Origin of the sequence: Aquamicrobium ahrensii (genome assembly GCF_040545755.1) — a bacterium.
Taxonomy (GTDB): domain Bacteria; phylum Pseudomonadota; class Alphaproteobacteria; order Rhizobiales; family Rhizobiaceae; genus Mesorhizobium; species Mesorhizobium ahrensii.
Window position 1 is genome coordinate 232,318 of the sequence record NZ_JBEPMN010000002.1, and the last position, 15,232, is coordinate 247,549.

A 15,232-nucleotide genomic window follows, 5' to 3' on the forward strand; every position below is an offset into this window, starting at 1 on the left:
GCAACTGTCCGGCGCGGAATCCCCGTTGGTTCAGCAAGGGCTTGACCAGACGGTCTCCATCCCGATCATGGCCGTTTCGGGAGCAGCTTGCGATGCACAAGGCCTTTTTATTCTTTTCCGCGCTTCTCATGTCCGGTCCGGCTGCGGCTTCAGGCGGATTTACGTGCAGCGCCGATGATGGGTCGGCGTCGATCAACGTGAATGGCGGCGTCACTGACGGCATGGGCAGTCCTGTGTTCAGCCTTCAGGGCGAAATAGGGATCCGCGACGCCGCCGTGGCCGAGGATCTGCGCAAGACAGGCTTCGAACGGACGCACCTTGCCCAATACTGGCTGGATGGTTCGGAACTGCGGCTGGTGCTCTACCGCGAACGCGAGGGCGACAAGCCGCACGGTTATGTCGAACTCACCCTGAGAACCATGGCGCAGGCGGACGGAGCTTTTGCCGGCGGCTACGTGCTTGAAGTGTTCGACATGACTGGCGCAACCGCAGGCGAGGGCATGGCCGTCCGCCTTGACGGCGCGGTCTCCTGTTCCGTCGAGTGAGATCCGGTCCGTTCAGCCTGCGATATCGATGACGCCGCAATCGCCGGCCGCACTTCCGAACGCGATACGGCGCTCCTCGCCGTCCCATGCCATGGAAGTGATGGCCCCTTCGCCGCCACGGCGCAACAGCACCTCCTTGCCGTCGGCGAAGCGCGCCGCCAGCACCATCCCGTCGTCATAACCAATGGCCGCGACCTCCTGGCTGGGGTGGCAGCTCACACATGTGACCATGGCGTTGCCGCGTGTGCCGAGCTCCAGCGGGGCCTTGCCCATCGGCCCGTCCTTGCCCTGAAAGGGCCAGACGATGGCGGCAGGCGCGCCCGAGCTGGCCAGCCAGCGGCCCTTGGGCGACCACGACAGGCTCTTCACCTTGGCCGGATAGCCGGTCATGCGCATATGCTTGCCGTCGGCCAGCTTCCAGCCGTGCAGGGCGTTTTCCTGCATGGTGGTGACGAGGAAATTGCCGTCGGGCGAAAAGGTGATCCCGGTATGCGCCCCCGTCCACTCCAGTTCGGCAGGCTTGCCCTCGGTGGCGGCGAAATGCAGCGTCGCGCCATTGTAGCGGGCAACGCCGATCCGCATGCCCTTCGGCGCGAAAGCAACGCCTTCAACCGAACGCGGATGGGTGAACTCCTTCACCTTGCCGTCGGCGAAGCGCACGAAAGCGGTGCGGCCGGAGGCGTAGGCGACAGCGCCTTGCGGGCCTGCCGAAACGCTGGTGATCCATTTGCGCCCGGCCTCCGCCAGTTGCTCGATCGCGCCGCCGGCCTTGACGGTGAAAACCTTGCCGTCCTCACCACCGGTGATCAGCCGGCCGTTGGCGCTGTCGTGGAAGGCGCACAGCAGGCCATCATTGGCCTGTTGGGACTTGTGGCCATGGTCCAGCCGGTGGATGGAGCCGTCGGCAAGTGCGAAATGCGGCACGTCATCGAGAAAGACAGCGGCCACGCAATGGCCGTCGAGATCGAGCGGGGCGACTGTGGGCATGTCCGGATCACGCCGCCTGACAGGCTTCGAAGCTCCTGCGGAGCCGTTCGGCGTCGAGCTCGCGGCCGATGAACACAAGCCGGCTCTCATGCTTCTCGTCGTCCTTCCACGCCCGCTGGTGATCGCCCTCAATGATCATGTGGACACCCTGGATGACATAGCGTTCCGGGTCGTCCCGGAAGGCGACGATACCTTTCAGGCGCAGGATGTTCGGGCCTTCCAATTGCGTGATTTTCTCGATCCACGGGAAGAATTTCTTCGGATCCATCTCGCCGGCGCGCAGCGACACGGACTGGACCGTCACATCATGGATCGGTGATGCATGGTCATGCCCGTGATGGTGATCGTGGCCGCCATGATCATGGTGGTGGTGATCATGATCATGATCGCAGTCGGGGCCGCAGACATGATCGTGGTCGTGATGATGCGCGTCGAGGAAGTGCGGGTCGTTCTCCAGAGCGCGCTTCAGGTCGAAGGCGCCGCGATCCAGAACCTCGGCCAGGTCGACGCCGGAGCGTTGGGTGCGGTGGATATTCGCCGCCGGGTTGATGGCGCGCACCGTGGCTTCCACCATGCGCAATTCGTCCTCGGTCACGAGGTCCGTCTTGTTGAGCACGATCACGTCGGCGAAGGCGATCTGGTCCTCGGCCTCCTTCGAATCCTTCAGCCGCAATGGCAGGTGCTTGGCGTCGACCAGCGCCACCACGGCGTCCAGCTTGGTCTTGGAACGCACATCGTCGTCCATGAAGAAAGTCTGCGCTACGGGGGCGGGGTCGGCCAGGCCTGTGGTCTCGACCACGATGGCGTCGAAGCGGCCGGGCCGGCGCATCAGGCCCTCGACCACGCGGATCAGGTCGCCGCGCACCGTGCAGCACACGCAGCCATTGTTCATCTCGTAGATTTCCTCGTCGGATTCCACAATCAGGTCGTTGTCGATGCCGATCTCGCCGAATTCATTGACGATGACCGCGTAGCGTTTGCCGTGGTTCTCCGAAAGGATGCGGTTGAGCAGCGTGGTCTTGCCCGAGCCGAGATAGCCGGTCAGCACGGTGACGGGGATTTGCGCCGCGGTTTCGCCAGTTTGGGTTTCGCCAGCCTGGATGTCGCTCGTCTGAGTGTCGCTCATGGGAACCTCGAAATGGATATGCGCTCCATATAGGACGGTGCGGCAGCGATTGCACGGGTCAAAAATCGGGCGTCTGCATTCGAATTTCGAGCGTGGATTGTTTGTCATCTAACTGAAATAAACATCTGTCATTAGCCGTTGCATGCGCCACGAAACTTGCCGGCAAAGCTGTTTGCGGCGCGGATCTTTGGAAGCGCGATTGCCAACCGGTTCGTGTCGAGCCATGGTTGCGGCGCGTATGCTGTCGAGAGGACGATATGGCCAAGCCTGACAGAACGGCTACGATGAACCGCCTGCACTCGGCCGCACGGCTTGCGCGCACGGCGCTTGCGGCGCGTCTGCTGGAGCACGGCTTCTACGCGGGGCAGGACCAGATCATGCTGGCCCTGGATCGCGAGGATGGCCAGACCCCCGGCGCCCTGGCTGACCGGCTGGGCGTGCGCCCGCCCACCATCACCAAGACGATCAATCGCCTGCAGGCGCAGGGTTTCCTGGAGAAGAAGAACTCGAATTCCGACGCCCGGCAGGCCCATATCTTCCTGACCGATGCCGGTCGCGAAATGATCGTGGCCATCGAGAAGTCGGTGAAGAAGACCGAGAAGCAGGCGCTCAAGGGCCTCGACAAGAAGGATCAGAAGGCTCTGGCGAAACTGCTCGCCCGCATCGAGGCCAATCTGAATAACGAGGAAATCTTCTTTACAGACGACGAGCCCGAGCCGGAAGCCGAAGCCAGGCCGGAAGGCAAGGACGCCGCGAAGGCGGACGGCGCGAAGGCGGACGGCGCGAAAGTCGCCGAGGCGGACGCCTGAACACCGGCCGCTCCCAATGGAGCTGGGGCCACCGTCACCTTCCGTGACAGGCCAGGCGCATTAGGGCTTGCAGGCCGTGACAGGCTGGCCCAAAGCTCGGGCGAGCAGTTCAGCGATCCGGCTTTGGTGTGAGCATCTCCAGTCGTTCACAAGACAACACGACACCCGTCGCGGCCATCCTCTACATGGTCGCGGCCTATATCCTGTTCACTTTCCTCGACACATCCAGCAAATATCTGGTGCTGGCCGGCGTTACGCCGGTCTTTATCGCATGGATGCGGTTTGCCGGTCATGTGGCGCTCGTTGCCGGCCTGTTCAGGAGCTGGCGCGATCCCTCGCGCTTCCGCGCTGCAAGCCTGACGTCGCACGTTGTGCGCGGCGCTTTCCTGTCCGGCTCCACCATCTGCAACTTCCTGGCCCTGCGCCATCTGCAACTGGCGGAAACCACCTCGATCTATTTCTTCGGGCCCATGCTCATCACGGCCCTTGCCGGTCCCCTGCTCGGCGAGTGGGCGGGATGGCGGCGCTGGCTGGCCATCCTTGCCGGTTTCGCGGGGGTGCTGGTCATCACCCGCCCGGGCGTGGGGGTGTTCGGTGTCGGCCATGTGTTCGCGCTTTGCGCGATGGTGTCGAACTCGATCTATGTGATCATGACCCGGCGCATGTCGGCCACCGAAACCCCGGAAAGCCTGGTTTTTTATTCGGCGCTCGCGCCGATGATCCTGCTGACGCCGACGCTGTTTTTCACCGGCTGGCCGTCGGTCGGCCCCTTTCAATGGTTTATCCTGCTGTTGCTTGGCGTATTCGGCGGTCTCGGCCACTGGTGTCTGATTCAGGCCTACCGGCAGGCGACGACCACGGCGCTGGCGCCCTATCCCTACACGCAGATGGTGTGGATGATCCTCGCCGGCTGGCTGATATTCGATCAGTTTCCCGATGACTGGACCCTTGTCGGAGCGGCGATCATCGTGGCCAGCGGCCTCTATATCGTGCATCGCGAACACCGGCTGCGCGTGCGGAACCGGGCGATTGTGGACGCCGAAGCCGAGGTCGTGGCGAAAAAGCTTTGACTTGGCCAGCAACGGTGGCATAAGCCGCATTTAAAAAGTTTAAATAATGCGGGGAGCAGTCGCGCTGGCTCAGAAGGTCAAGCTTTCCACGATCGCCGATGCGCTCGGCGTATCGACGGCAACGGTGTCGCTCGCATTGCGGGACAGCCCGCTGGTGGCCGGATCGACCCGCGAACGCATCAAGGAACATGCGCGCGAGATAGGATACATCTATAACCGCCGCGCCGCCTCGTTGCGCACATCGCGCTCCGGCATCGTCGGTGTGGTGGTTCACGACATCATGAATCCTTTCTATGCGGAAATCCTGCGTTCCATCGAGCATGAACTGGACCGCTCGCGCCAGACCTTCCTGCTGTCCAATCATTACGACAAGCTCGACAAACAGCGCACCTTCATCGACACGCTGCTGCAACTCGGCGCCGATGGCGTGATCATGTCTCCGGCCATCGACACACCGGCCAGCGATATCCGCATGGCGGAAGACAACGGATTGCCGGCCGTTCTGATCGCCCGCGATGTCGAAGGCGCGCATGTGCCGGTGTTCCGGGGAGACGACGCCTATGGCACCGCGCTCGCCACCAACCATCTGATCTCGCTCGGCCACAAGCGTATCGCCATGGTCGGCGGCACGGACCAGACCTCAACCGGCCGCGATCGCTATCAGGGCTATCTGCACGCCATGCAAGAGGCCGGGCTTGAGGTCAAGCCGTCATGGCGCATCGCCGGCCCGCGCACCAAGCAGGGCGGCTTCGAGGCGGCGAACCAGTTGCTGGCGCTGAAGGACAAGCCGACCGCCGCCTGTTGCTGGAACGACCTTGTCGCTATCGGTCTCATGAACGGCATAGCGCGTGCGGGGCTGACGCCCGGCGTCGATATTTCCGTGACCGGCTATGACGATCTTGAGGAAGCGGCCATCGCAACCCCCGCGCTCACCACTGTGTGGAACGGCCAGCGCGAAGTAGGCCGGCGCGCGGCCAGCGCGCTGCTCGACAAACTCAATGGCCAGGCGGTCGGTTCTACCCAGGAACTCATCAAGCCGGAACTGCATGTGCGCCAGTCGACCGGCCGTCCCGTGGAGCGTTGAACCCTTGATCCCGTCAGCCGGAGCCGTCACCGTTCTCGTCTCGGGAAACGTGCACGATCATGTCGTGAAGCGCATTGGCGATGAGTTCCGGCTGATCCACATCGATCGCCCGGACCCGTCATTGCTGTCGCCGCAGGATATTGCGAGGGTGCGTGGCCTGTCGGCTTTTGGCGGTATCGATGCAAATTTCATCGACGTCTTTCCCAATCTCGAGATCATCGCCAATTTCGGGGTCGGCTACGATTCGGTCGACGCCGCCCATGCCGCTGCGAAAGGCGTCATGGTCACCAACACGCCGGATGTGCTGACGGAGGAGGTGGCTGACCTGACGGTGGGCCTTCTGCTGGCCACCTTGCGTGAAGTTCCGAAAGCCGAGGCCTGGCTGCGGCAGGGCAAATGGGTGGAGGAAGGCGGCTATCGGCTGAGTCCGCTCAGCCTGCGCGGCCGGCATATCGGCATCTTCGGCCTCGGCCGGATCGGGCTTGCCGTAGCCAGGCGGCTTGAATCTTTCGGCGTTTCGATCGCCTATCACAACCGCCGGCCGGTCGAGGGCGTGCCCTACGCCTATTTCGCCACGCTGAAGGGTCTTGCCGAGGCTGTCGATACGCTGGTGTCCATTGCGCCCGGCGGCGCGGCCACCGAAAAGGCGATCAACGCCGATATTCTGAAGGCGCTGGGGCCGCGGGGCGTTCTCATCAATACGGGGCGCGGCAGCACGGTGGATGAGGATGCGCTGGCGGCGGCGCTGTCCGGCGGCGCGATAGCCGCCGCCGGTCTTGATGTGTTCGCCGACGAACCGAATGTGCCGCAGGCGCTGCTCGACGCGCCGAACACCGTGCTTCTGCCTCACATCGCTTCGGCGTCGGCCCTCACGCGCACGGCCATGGCCGACCTGTGCGTGGACAATCTCGTTTCATGGTTTGCGGAGCGCAAGCCGCTGACGCCGGTGCCGGAAACGGCGCATGTGAAGGCGAAGTAGGCAAACGCTATTCGGCCGCGGCGCGCGCCGCCGGTTTCGCCGCCGCGTGCTGGCGCACCGCATCGCCGAATGCCCTGAACACCTTCTGCGATACGGAATCGGTCTTCACCCAATATTCGGGATGCCACTGCACGCCGACCGCAAAGGCGCGCGCGTCCTTCACCGAAACCGCCTCGACCGTGCCGTCTTCGGCGACTGCTTCGATCTGAAGCCCGGGCGCCAGCCGCTCGGTCGCCTGCCGGTGCACGGAGTTCACCATGATGTCGCCAGCGCCGAGCACGCCGGCAAGGCAGGAGCCGGGTTTGACCGTCACCATTTGCCTGATGGCGAAACGTTCGTCCTGCTTGTCGCTGGCCGGGGCGCGGTGATCGAGAATCCCCTCGCGCTCCTGGATTTCGCTGGCGAGCGTGCCGCCCATCGCCACGTTCAGTTCCTGTATGCCGCGGCAGATAGCAAGAAGCGGTACGCCGCGCTCGACCGCCTTGCGGATAAGCGGCAGGGTGGTGGAGTCGCGGGCTGCGTCGTAGGGGCCGTTGGCCTCGTCTGCGTCGCCACCATAGAGCGAGGGATCCACGTTCGTCTTCGAGCCGGTCAGCATCACGCCGTCGACCGCCGAAAGCAGGGCGTCCAGATCGAGGCGTTCTCCGAACGAAGGCACCATGACGGGAAGCGCGCCCGCACCTGTCACAACCGCTTCCAGATATTGCTGGGGGGTTGCATGCCATATGTAGTTTTCAAACTGTCTGACATCTGTCGAGACGGCGATCAGAGGCTGCGTCATGATGCGGGAATCCGGTTCCTGCGTGGAAATCGTTCGCCCCAGAATAGGAGCTTCGCAGCGCATTTACCATGGCCACGATCGACCTTTGAAGGAGCCCAGCTTCAGGTCAGGCCCGAATGCTATTGCGCTTGACGCAAGGATCGATGCATCCTGCGGCAGGGTGATTTGGAATGGGGATACAAGAACGATATTGTGCACGGTTGCCGGCTCCCGCCTTCTAAAAGTTTTTTTAATGCGATTGTGTCATCACTTCCGCATGGGTGAGTGCCGGATGTGACCGCGATCAAGCGAAAAGAGCTGCCTGACGACGTCTACATTCCGTTCGTGGAGACGCTGTTCCGCGACGGCTTCACACTCGCTATCGGCATCTCCGCCCAGACGGCCCTGATGTGCCTGGTCTGGGCAAAGTCCGGAAATCACGCCTATCTCGTCCTGGCCGCCGTTCTGGTCATGGTGGGCGTGGTGCGTGTTCTCAACATGCGCCGTTTTTCGGCGCTTCCGCCTGTGGAGACCCGCCAGGAAGCGCGTCGGCGCGAAAACCGCTATATCGTCTATGGCGCGATGCACGGGCTCGTTCTGGGCACCTTCTGCTTGGTCGCCATCTATACCGCGCAGGACGCATTTTCCGAGATTGCCGCCGTCTGCATCGTTCTTGCGACCGCAACCGGCATCGCCGGCCGCAATTACGGCTCGCCGAGGATGGTCAATATCCTCATCCTGACGCTGGCCTGCCCAATGGCGCTGGGGTTCATCCTGCGCGGTGACTTCTACCATGTGACGCTTGGCTTTCTGTCGGTTCCCTTCCTGCTCGCCATCCATCGCTACGCCGATACGGTGCGCGACGTGCTGTTCACCGCCATATCGGCGGAAAAGCTCGCCAACCGGCTGGCGCAACGTTTCAACCGGGCGCTCAACACCATGCCGCACGGGCTCATCATGCTCGATCCGGACGGCAAGGTTGTCGTCGCCAACGCCGAAGCGGCCCGTCTTCTGTCGATCCATTCCCCCGACGATCTGCTCGGGCGCTCGGTCCATTCGCTGCTGATGCGCGGCGTCGTCGGCGGCATGCTGACACGCAAGGACTGCCAGTTCATCGAGACGCAACTGACGAGGGCGCTGCGTGAGGGCCGGGACCGCAAGGTTCTCGTCGGCTTTTCCAACGGCCAGCACTATGAGTTTTCCGCGCGCGAAGGCAGTCAGGAACTCGGCGTCATAACCTTCGAGGATGTGACCGCGCGCGTCGAGGCGGAAGAGCGCATCCGCTTCATGGCCCGCTATGACAGCCTCACCGGCCTGCTCAACCGCGCCTATTTCCACGAATTGGTCGAGGAAAGCATGGCCTCCGGCGACCAGAGCCGCTACTGCGCCGTCGCCATCATCGATCTCGACGATTTCAAGAGCGTCAACGACACGGTCGGCCATCCGGTTGGCGACGGCCTGATCTATGCGGTGGCGGAGCGGCTTGCGGTTCTTTCCGCGCCGGGCATCAAGATCAGCCGCTTCGGCGGTGACGAGTTCATGGTGTTTTTCGACCGGGTGGAAAGCGACAGCGATCTCGCCCGGATGCTGGACGACATCTTCGCCGGGCTGAAAGGCGAGGTCGACGTCGCCGGCCATGTGCTGCGTATTCAGGTGAGCGCCGGCGCCGTGCTGGCCCGCGTCGAGACGAGCGATGTCGACGAGATGATCGTCAAGGCCGATCTCGCGCTCTACAAAGCCAAGGAACTTGGCAAGAACGGCTGGCAATTGTTCGAATCGTCGATGGACGACGCCTTCCGTGACCGGCAGAGGATGAAGGCCGACCTGCGCAGCGCCGTCGAAGCCGGCACTTTGCGCGTCGTCTACCAGCCGATCGTGGCCATGGCGACGATGCGCATTTCCGGCTGTGAAGCGCTCTGTCGCTGGGATCATCCCGAACTCGGCCCGATTTCGCCCGGCGTTTTCATTCCGCTGGCGGAGGAGATGGGCATTATCTCCCAGATCAGCACTTTCATGCTGAACGCAGCCTGCGCCGAGTGCGCCAAATGGCCGGAGCATACCAATGTCTCGGTCAATCTGTCGGCCAAGGACTTCCGCAGCCGGGACGTGGTCCAGAAGGTGCGCGACGCGCTTTCAGCGTCCGGGCTTTCGCCGCACCGTCTCGAAGTGGAGGTGACGGAAACGGCGCTGCTGGACGACAAGTCGGAAACGGGCCAGATCCTGCAGGATCTCAAGGCGCTCGGCGTGCATATCGCGCTCGATGATTTCGGCACCGGCTATTCGAGCCTCAGCTACCTGCACAAGCTGCCGCTGGACAAGGTCAAGATCGATCGCTCCTTCCTGTCGGACCTGCCTCAGAGTTCGCGCTCGCTGGAACTGCTCAAGGGCATCGTGGCGCTGTCGCGTTCATTGGGGCTGGTGGTGACCATCGAGGGCGTCGAAACCTTCGAGCAGCTTCGCATCCTGTCGCGACATGTCGAGCCTGAACTCGTTCAGGGTTTTCTGTTCGGCGCTGCCCTGAGCGCATCCGGTATAGAAACCATGTCCACCGCGCGCTGGCCTTTCGCGCATGACGAGATCGTGTCTTCACAGGCGAGCCGCAGCTAGACAGCGACGTCGCCGGCTCACGGTCCCGAACGCTCCGGCTGATCCGTTCCGGTGCGAGAGGCTTCCGAATTCCTTCCGCTTTTCCTGATTGTCCATCTCGCGGTGTGCGGACTGCGCGCTGTGGCTGTGCCCCATGCCCGAGTGATCGTGAAAACCATTTTGTTAAGGTTAATTTGGGGTAAAGAGGAATTTCTTTAATTAAAACTTTACAGATGTGCTCCAACGCTTACCGTCGTGACGCGGCCTAACAGAGGGTAAGCCGATGGTGACCCGGCAGTTGAAGCTGGATGCAAATGCGGAACAGCTAAAGCCGGGATTGTCCGGTTCGAGCTTTTCGAACAAGGTTTTCGAACTGCTCGACCGCTCCGAATATCGCCGGTGCGACAAGGGCGAGGACCTCGAGGACATTTACCGGCTGCGCTACAAGGCCTATCGGTTCAACGACATGGTGCCGGACGTAGACACGCACACGATCAGCGACGCGCTGGACGACACGCCGAACGTCTACCGCTTCGGTGTCTATGTGGACCAGCATCTGGTTTCCACCATGCGTATCCATCACGTTACGCTGGAAACGCCGATGTCGCCCTCGGCGCAGGCTTTCGGCGATATCGTGATGCCGATGCTGGAAGCTGGCGACACCTTCGTATGCATGAGCCGCCTGGCGTCCGACCCGGAATGGACGCGCGTCTATCCCCAACTGGTTTATGTGACGCTGCGGCTGGCCGGCATGGCCTGCGAATATTTCAATGCGCCCTACGGTCTTTCGACCGTGCGTGAGGATCATGCCGGTTTTTACAAACGCATCTATTATTCGGAACAGATCAGCGAGGCGCGCTCCTATCCGGGCGTCTTCAACAAGGTCATGCTGTTCCGCACCAACGCCGTCGCCAATCGCGAGCGCTTCTATGCGCGCTTCCCATTCTTCCGTTCGACGGAGTGGGAACGACGGCTGCTGTTCGCCAAGGTCAACGCCGGCGAATTGCAACCCCTGACGATATTGCCAAGCGCCAGATATCTGGTCGACGCGGCCTGATCCCTGCGAGCACCCGTCCGCTTCAACGCAGCATGCGCGAGACGAGCTGGGCCGTGTAATCGACCATGGGCACGATGCGGGCATAGTTGAGCCGCGTCGGGCCGATGACGCCGAGCGCGCCGACCACGCGCGCTTCCGCATCGCGGTAGGGGGCGACAACCAGCGACGAGCCGGACAGCGAGAACAGCTTGTTCTCCGAACCGATGAAGATGCGCACGCCCGGGCCCTCTTCGGCGAGGTCGAGCAGTTGCAGCAGCCCTGCCTGCGTCTCCAGATCGTCGAACAGGTTCTTGAGCAACTCCATGTCCGCCTGCGCGGTGATGTTCTCCAACAGATTCGCCCGGCCACGCACGATCAGCCGCGCCGGCAGGTCGCTCTCGGTTCCGGCCCATACCGCCAGCCCTTTTTCCACCAGCGCTTGCGACAGCGAATCGAGGGCTGCGCGGGTTTCTTCCTTGATGCGCGAGATTTCCGTCCGCGCCTCCGCCAGCGTGCGCCCGCGTATATGGGCGTTGAGAAAATTGGAGGCCTCGTGCAGTTGCGAGACGGTCACGCCTGCCGGCAGGTCGATGATGCGGTTTTCGACATCGCCGTTCTGCGAGACCAGCACGGTCAGCGCCTTAGTGGGTTCGAGCTGAATGAACTCTATATGCTTGAGCGAAGCCTCGCTCTTGGTCGCCAGCACCAGCCCCGCGCCCCGCGACATGCCCGACAGCAACTGGCTGGCCTCCGTCAGCATATGTTCGAGCGAGGTGTCGTTGCCGGACGCCTTGATCTGCGTTTCGATGCTGCGCCGCTCCTCGTCGCCCAGATCGCCAATCTCCATGAAGGCGTCGACGAAGAAGCGCAGGCCGGCCTGGGTGGGCAATCGTCCCGCCGAGACATGGGGCGCGTAGATCAGCCCCAGATGCTCCAGATCGCTCATCACGTTGCGGATGGTGGCGGGCGACAGCGTGGACGGCAGGATGCGCGACAGGCTGCGCGAACCGACCGGCTCGCCGTCCCTCAGATAGGAATCGACGATGCGGCGAAAAATCTCACGCGACCGCATATCCAGCGACTGCCATTGCGAGGCAGGAACGCCGGGCGTCGGAGCGGAACTGTGCTTTGTCATCTCGAACCTCTGATACAAGGATATAGATGCACCGGGCGCCAGTGCAAGCGGCCCGTTTTCCTTTGCGCATCCGGCTGGGGAGGGCTACAAGCCGCTCACAATCAGCACAGCATCAGAGAGACCGACATGCGCCCCTCCAAACGCCAGCCCGACGAAATGCGCGCCATCTCCTTCGAGCGCGGCTTTTCCAAGCACGCCGAAGGCTCCTGCCTCGTCAAGTTCGGTGACACCCACGTCCTGTGCACCGCAAGCCTTGAAGAAAAGGTGCCGGGCTGGATGCGCAATTCCGGCAAGGGCTGGGTGACGGCCGAATATGGCATGCTGCCGCGCTCGACCGGAGAACGCATGCGCCGCGAGGCCGCCGCGGGCAAGCAGGGCGGGCGTACGCAGGAAATCCAGCGGCTGATCGGCCGTTCCCTGCGCGCCGTCGTCGACATGCAGGCGCTGGGCGAACAGCAGATCACCATCGACTGCGACGTGCTTCAGGCCGATGGCGGCACACGCACGGCCGCGATCACAGGGGCCTGGATCGCGCTGCATGACTGCCTGCGCTGGATGGAGGCGCGCCAGATGGTGAATGTGCAGCGTGTTCTGAAGGATCACGTCGCCGCCATTTCGTGCGGCATTCATGACGGCGTTCCGGTCATCGACCTCGATTATCTGGAAGATTCCTCGGCCGGCACCGACGCCAATTTCGTCATGACCGGCAAGGGCGGCATCGTCGAGATCCAGGGCACGGCGGAAGGCGAACCCTTCTCCGAGGCGCAATTCGCCGATCTGATGGGGTTGGCGCGGCAGGGCATCTCCCGGCTGGTGGAATTGCAGAAGCTGGCCGTCGGCTGAGACTGGAGCCATGAAACCCGCCGCTGTCCTCGAATCCGCGCTCTACGTCACCGATCTCGACGCCACTGAGGCCTTCTATGGCGAGGTGCTGGGGATGGAGCGTATTGCAAGGGCCGAGGGCCGGCATGTTTTCTTCCGCTGTGGTGAGGGCGTGGTGCTTTTGTTCAATGCCTGGGCGACGAGGCAACCTCCTGCCGCCGACGCTCGCCTGCCGGTGCCGCCGCATGGCGCGGTGGGGCAGGGGCATCTGTGCTTCGCGGCCAGCGCCGCGGAAATCGACGCGTGGAAAAGCCGTCTCGAAGCTGCCGGCGTTGATATCGAAGCCGATTTCGAGTGGCCGAAAGGGGGCCGTTCGATCTACATCCGCGATCCGTCCGGCAATTCGCTGGAGTTCGCCGAACCGCGTATCTGGGGCTTGTAATGCATCCTTTGGACAAGAAGATCGTCGTCGCCAGCCACAATGAAGGCAAGCTGCGTGAATTTGCCGACCTCATGGCTCCGTTCGGCTTCGAGGCCAGATCGGCGCGCGAATTTGGTCTGCCCGAGCCGGACGAGACCGGCGTCACCTTTGAGGAAAACGCCTGGATCAAGGCGTTCGCCGCCGCCAGCGCCACCGGCCTGCCCGCGCTTTCGGATGATTCCGGCCTGTGCATCGACGCCCTGGATGGCGATCCGGGCGTCTACACCGCCAACTGGGCGGAGAAGCCCGACGGCAAGCGCGATTTCGGCATGGCCATGGAAAAGGCCGAAGCCGCCATGCGCGAGGCCGGGGCGGTGAAGCCGGAGCAGCGCACGGGGCGTTTCGTCGCCGTGATTTGCCTCGCTTTTCCCAATGGCGAGGCTGAATATTATCGTGGCGAGGCCGAGGGCCGTCTCGTGTGGCCGCCGCGCGGCGAATTGGGTTTCGGTTACGATCCGGTCTTCCTGCCAGACGGCTACGACAAGACCTTCGGCGAGATGACGGCGCAGCAGAAGCACGGCTGGAAGCCCGGCGCGCCCGATGCGCTGTCGCACCGCGCCCGCGCCTTCCAGAAATTCGCCCGAGCACGACTGGGAGTGACGTGACGCTGGACCGCTCTCCCGGTTTCGGGGTCTACCTCCACTGGCCGTTTTGCGCGGCCAAATGCCCCTATTGCGACTTCAACAGCCATGTTCGCCACCAGAAAGTGGATCAGGAGCGCTTCGTTCGCGCCTTCACCGCTGAAATGGCATGGATGCGCGCGCGCACCGGTCCGCGCGAGGTGACCTCGATCTTCATCGGCGGCGGCACCCCCTCGCTGATGGAGCCCGCCACGGTCGGCGCAATACTGGATGAGGTGGGCCGCAACTGGACCGTGCCGGCCGGCATCGAGGTGACGCTGGAGGCCAATCCGTCCTCTGTCGAGGCCGAGCGCTTTCGCGGCTACCGTGCGGCCGGCGTCAACCGCGTGTCTTTAGGCGTCCAGGCGCTCAACGACGCCGATCTGCGCTTTCTCGGCCGCCTGCACGACGTTTCCGAGGCTCTTCACGCCATCAGGCTGGCGCGCGAAATCTTCCCGCGTCTGTCCTTCGACCTGATCTACGCCCGTCCCGGCCAGACGCTACAGGCATGGGAGGCGGAGTTGAACGAGGCGATCGGCCACGCCGCCGACCATCTCTCGCTCTACCAGTTGACCATCGAAGAAGGCACCGCTTTCCATAAGCTGCATCAGGCGCGCAAGTTCGAGATGCCCGCGTCGGGCCTTGCCGCCGATCTCTACCAGCTCACGCAGGAAGTGACCGCCTCGCGCGGCTTGCCAGCCTATGAAGTGTCGAACCACGCGCGCCCCGGCGCGGAAAGCCGCCACAATCTGGTCTACTGGCGCTATGGCGAATATGCCGGGATCGGACCCGGCGCGCATGGCCGTTTCGTCGAAGACGGAACGCGCGTCGTCACCATTACCGAAAAACACCCGGAGACATGGGCGGAGCTGGTCGAGCGGCAGGGCCACGGTGCGGTCGACGGCGAGCGGCTGACGCGCGAGGAGGAAGCCGACGAGTTCCTGATGATGGGGCTGCGTCTGGTGGAGGGCATAGACCTCGCCCGTTTCGAGGCGTTGTCGGGCCGTACGCTTCCGCGCCGCCAACTCGCCATCCTGCAGGAAGAGGGGCTGATCGAGCCGGTCGGCAATTCACGCCTGCGCGCCACGCCCGCCGGCATGATCGTGCTGAATTCACTGGTCGCCGAACTGGCGCGCTGACGGCTTTTCTTTCTCCGTCGTCCGCTCCAGTATGGGAGCCTCGGTACAGCAGG

General features: G+C 63.1%; 15 protein-coding genes. 11 read left to right on the forward strand and 4 right to left on the reverse strand.

The features are described from left to right. Positions 1 to 92 precede the first annotated feature (92 nt). Positions 93 to 545 carry a hypothetical protein gene (locus ABID44_RS03970; RefSeq protein ID WP_354150382.1) on the forward strand — a complete coding sequence of 151 codons (453 nt, stop codon included), beginning with the start codon at positions 93 to 95 and terminating at the stop codon, positions 543 to 545. Between the two features lie 12 nt (positions 546 to 557). On the opposite strand, the gene ABID44_RS03975 is transcribed toward ABID44_RS03970, so the two are convergent. Together ABID44_RS03975 and ABID44_RS03980 are read right to left on the reverse strand one after the other, a co-directional pair. Continuing rightward, entirely contained in the window at positions 558 to 1,532 is a 975-nt protein-coding gene (locus tag ABID44_RS03975; RefSeq protein ID WP_354150383.1) for a WD40 repeat domain-containing protein, read from the reverse strand. A 7-nt stretch (positions 1,533 to 1,539) separates the two neighbouring features. Continuing rightward, on the reverse strand, positions 1,540 to 2,658 hold the full coding sequence (locus ABID44_RS03980; RefSeq protein WP_354150384.1) for a CobW family GTP-binding protein: 1,119 nt from the start codon (positions 2,656 to 2,658) through the stop codon (positions 1,540 to 1,542). 257 nt (positions 2,659 to 2,915) lie between these two features. On the opposite strand from ABID44_RS03980, the gene ABID44_RS03985 reads away from it, so the two are divergent. From ABID44_RS03985 to ABID44_RS04000, 4 genes are all read left to right on the forward strand, one after another. After that, positions 2,916 to 3,467, forward strand: coding sequence for a MarR family winged helix-turn-helix transcriptional regulator (locus tag ABID44_RS03985; RefSeq protein WP_354150385.1), 552 nt, complete (start codon positions 2,916 to 2,918; stop codon positions 3,465 to 3,467). A 185-nt stretch (positions 3,468 to 3,652) separates the two neighbouring features. Next, positions 3,653 to 4,537 (forward strand): DMT family transporter, encoded by an 885-nt coding sequence (locus tag ABID44_RS03990; RefSeq protein ID WP_378226460.1) that lies wholly within the window; start codon positions 3,653 to 3,655, stop codon positions 4,535 to 4,537. 64 nt (positions 4,538 to 4,601) lie between these two features. Beyond that, positions 4,602 to 5,621, forward strand: coding sequence for a LacI family DNA-binding transcriptional regulator (locus ABID44_RS03995; protein WP_354150585.1), 1,020 nt, complete (start codon positions 4,602 to 4,604; stop codon positions 5,619 to 5,621). 4 nt (positions 5,622 to 5,625) lie between these two features. Beyond that, positions 5,626 to 6,600, forward strand: coding sequence for a 2-hydroxyacid dehydrogenase (locus tag ABID44_RS04000; protein ID WP_354150387.1), 975 nt, complete (start codon positions 5,626 to 5,628; stop codon positions 6,598 to 6,600). A 7-nt stretch (positions 6,601 to 6,607) separates the two neighbouring features. Here the strand turns inward: ABID44_RS04000 and ABID44_RS04005 are convergent, their stop codons facing one another. Further along, positions 6,608 to 7,381 carry a gamma-glutamyl-gamma-aminobutyrate hydrolase family protein gene (locus tag ABID44_RS04005; RefSeq protein ID WP_354150388.1) on the reverse strand — a complete coding sequence of 258 codons (774 nt, stop codon included), beginning with the start codon at positions 7,379 to 7,381 and terminating at the stop codon, positions 6,608 to 6,610. Between the two features lie 273 nt (positions 7,382 to 7,654). Between ABID44_RS04005 and ABID44_RS04010 the strand changes: the two genes are divergently transcribed. Then, positions 7,655 to 9,967, forward strand: coding sequence for a putative bifunctional diguanylate cyclase/phosphodiesterase (locus ABID44_RS04010; RefSeq protein ID WP_354150389.1), 2,313 nt, complete (start codon positions 7,655 to 7,657; stop codon positions 9,965 to 9,967). A gap of 262 nt (positions 9,968 to 10,229) precedes the next feature. Further along, positions 10,230 to 11,003, forward strand: coding sequence for an N-acyl amino acid synthase FeeM domain-containing protein (locus ABID44_RS04015; RefSeq protein WP_354150390.1), 774 nt, complete (start codon positions 10,230 to 10,232; stop codon positions 11,001 to 11,003). A gap of 22 nt (positions 11,004 to 11,025) precedes the next feature. On the opposite strand, the gene hrcA is transcribed toward ABID44_RS04015, so the two are convergent. Beyond that, positions 11,026 to 12,117, reverse strand: coding sequence for a heat-inducible transcriptional repressor HrcA (gene hrcA / locus ABID44_RS04020; RefSeq protein ID WP_354150391.1), 1,092 nt, complete (start codon positions 12,115 to 12,117; stop codon positions 11,026 to 11,028). A gap of 126 nt (positions 12,118 to 12,243) precedes the next feature. On the opposite strand from hrcA, the gene rph reads away from it, so the two are divergent. The 4 genes from rph to hemW are packed head-to-tail and all read left to right on the forward strand — an operon-like array spanning position 12,244 to position 15,179. Beyond that, positions 12,244 to 12,960 (forward strand): ribonuclease PH, encoded by a 717-nt coding sequence (rph, locus tag ABID44_RS04025; protein ID WP_354150392.1) that lies wholly within the window; start codon positions 12,244 to 12,246, stop codon positions 12,958 to 12,960. A gap of 10 nt (positions 12,961 to 12,970) precedes the next feature. Next, positions 12,971 to 13,381 (forward strand): VOC family protein, encoded by a 411-nt coding sequence (locus tag ABID44_RS04030; protein ID WP_354150393.1) that lies wholly within the window; start codon positions 12,971 to 12,973, stop codon positions 13,379 to 13,381. Further along, complete coding sequence (rdgB, locus tag ABID44_RS04035) at positions 13,381 to 14,025, forward strand: RdgB/HAM1 family non-canonical purine NTP pyrophosphatase (RefSeq protein ID WP_354150394.1); 645 nt, start codon at positions 13,381 to 13,383, stop codon at positions 14,023 to 14,025. The genes ABID44_RS04030 and rdgB overlap by 1 nt, the downstream gene beginning before the upstream one ends. Continuing rightward, positions 14,022 to 15,179, forward strand: coding sequence for a radical SAM family heme chaperone HemW (gene hemW, locus ABID44_RS04040; protein WP_354150395.1), 1,158 nt, complete (start codon positions 14,022 to 14,024; stop codon positions 15,177 to 15,179). The genes rdgB and hemW overlap by 4 nt, the downstream gene beginning before the upstream one ends. Positions 15,180 to 15,232 lie beyond the last annotated feature (53 nt).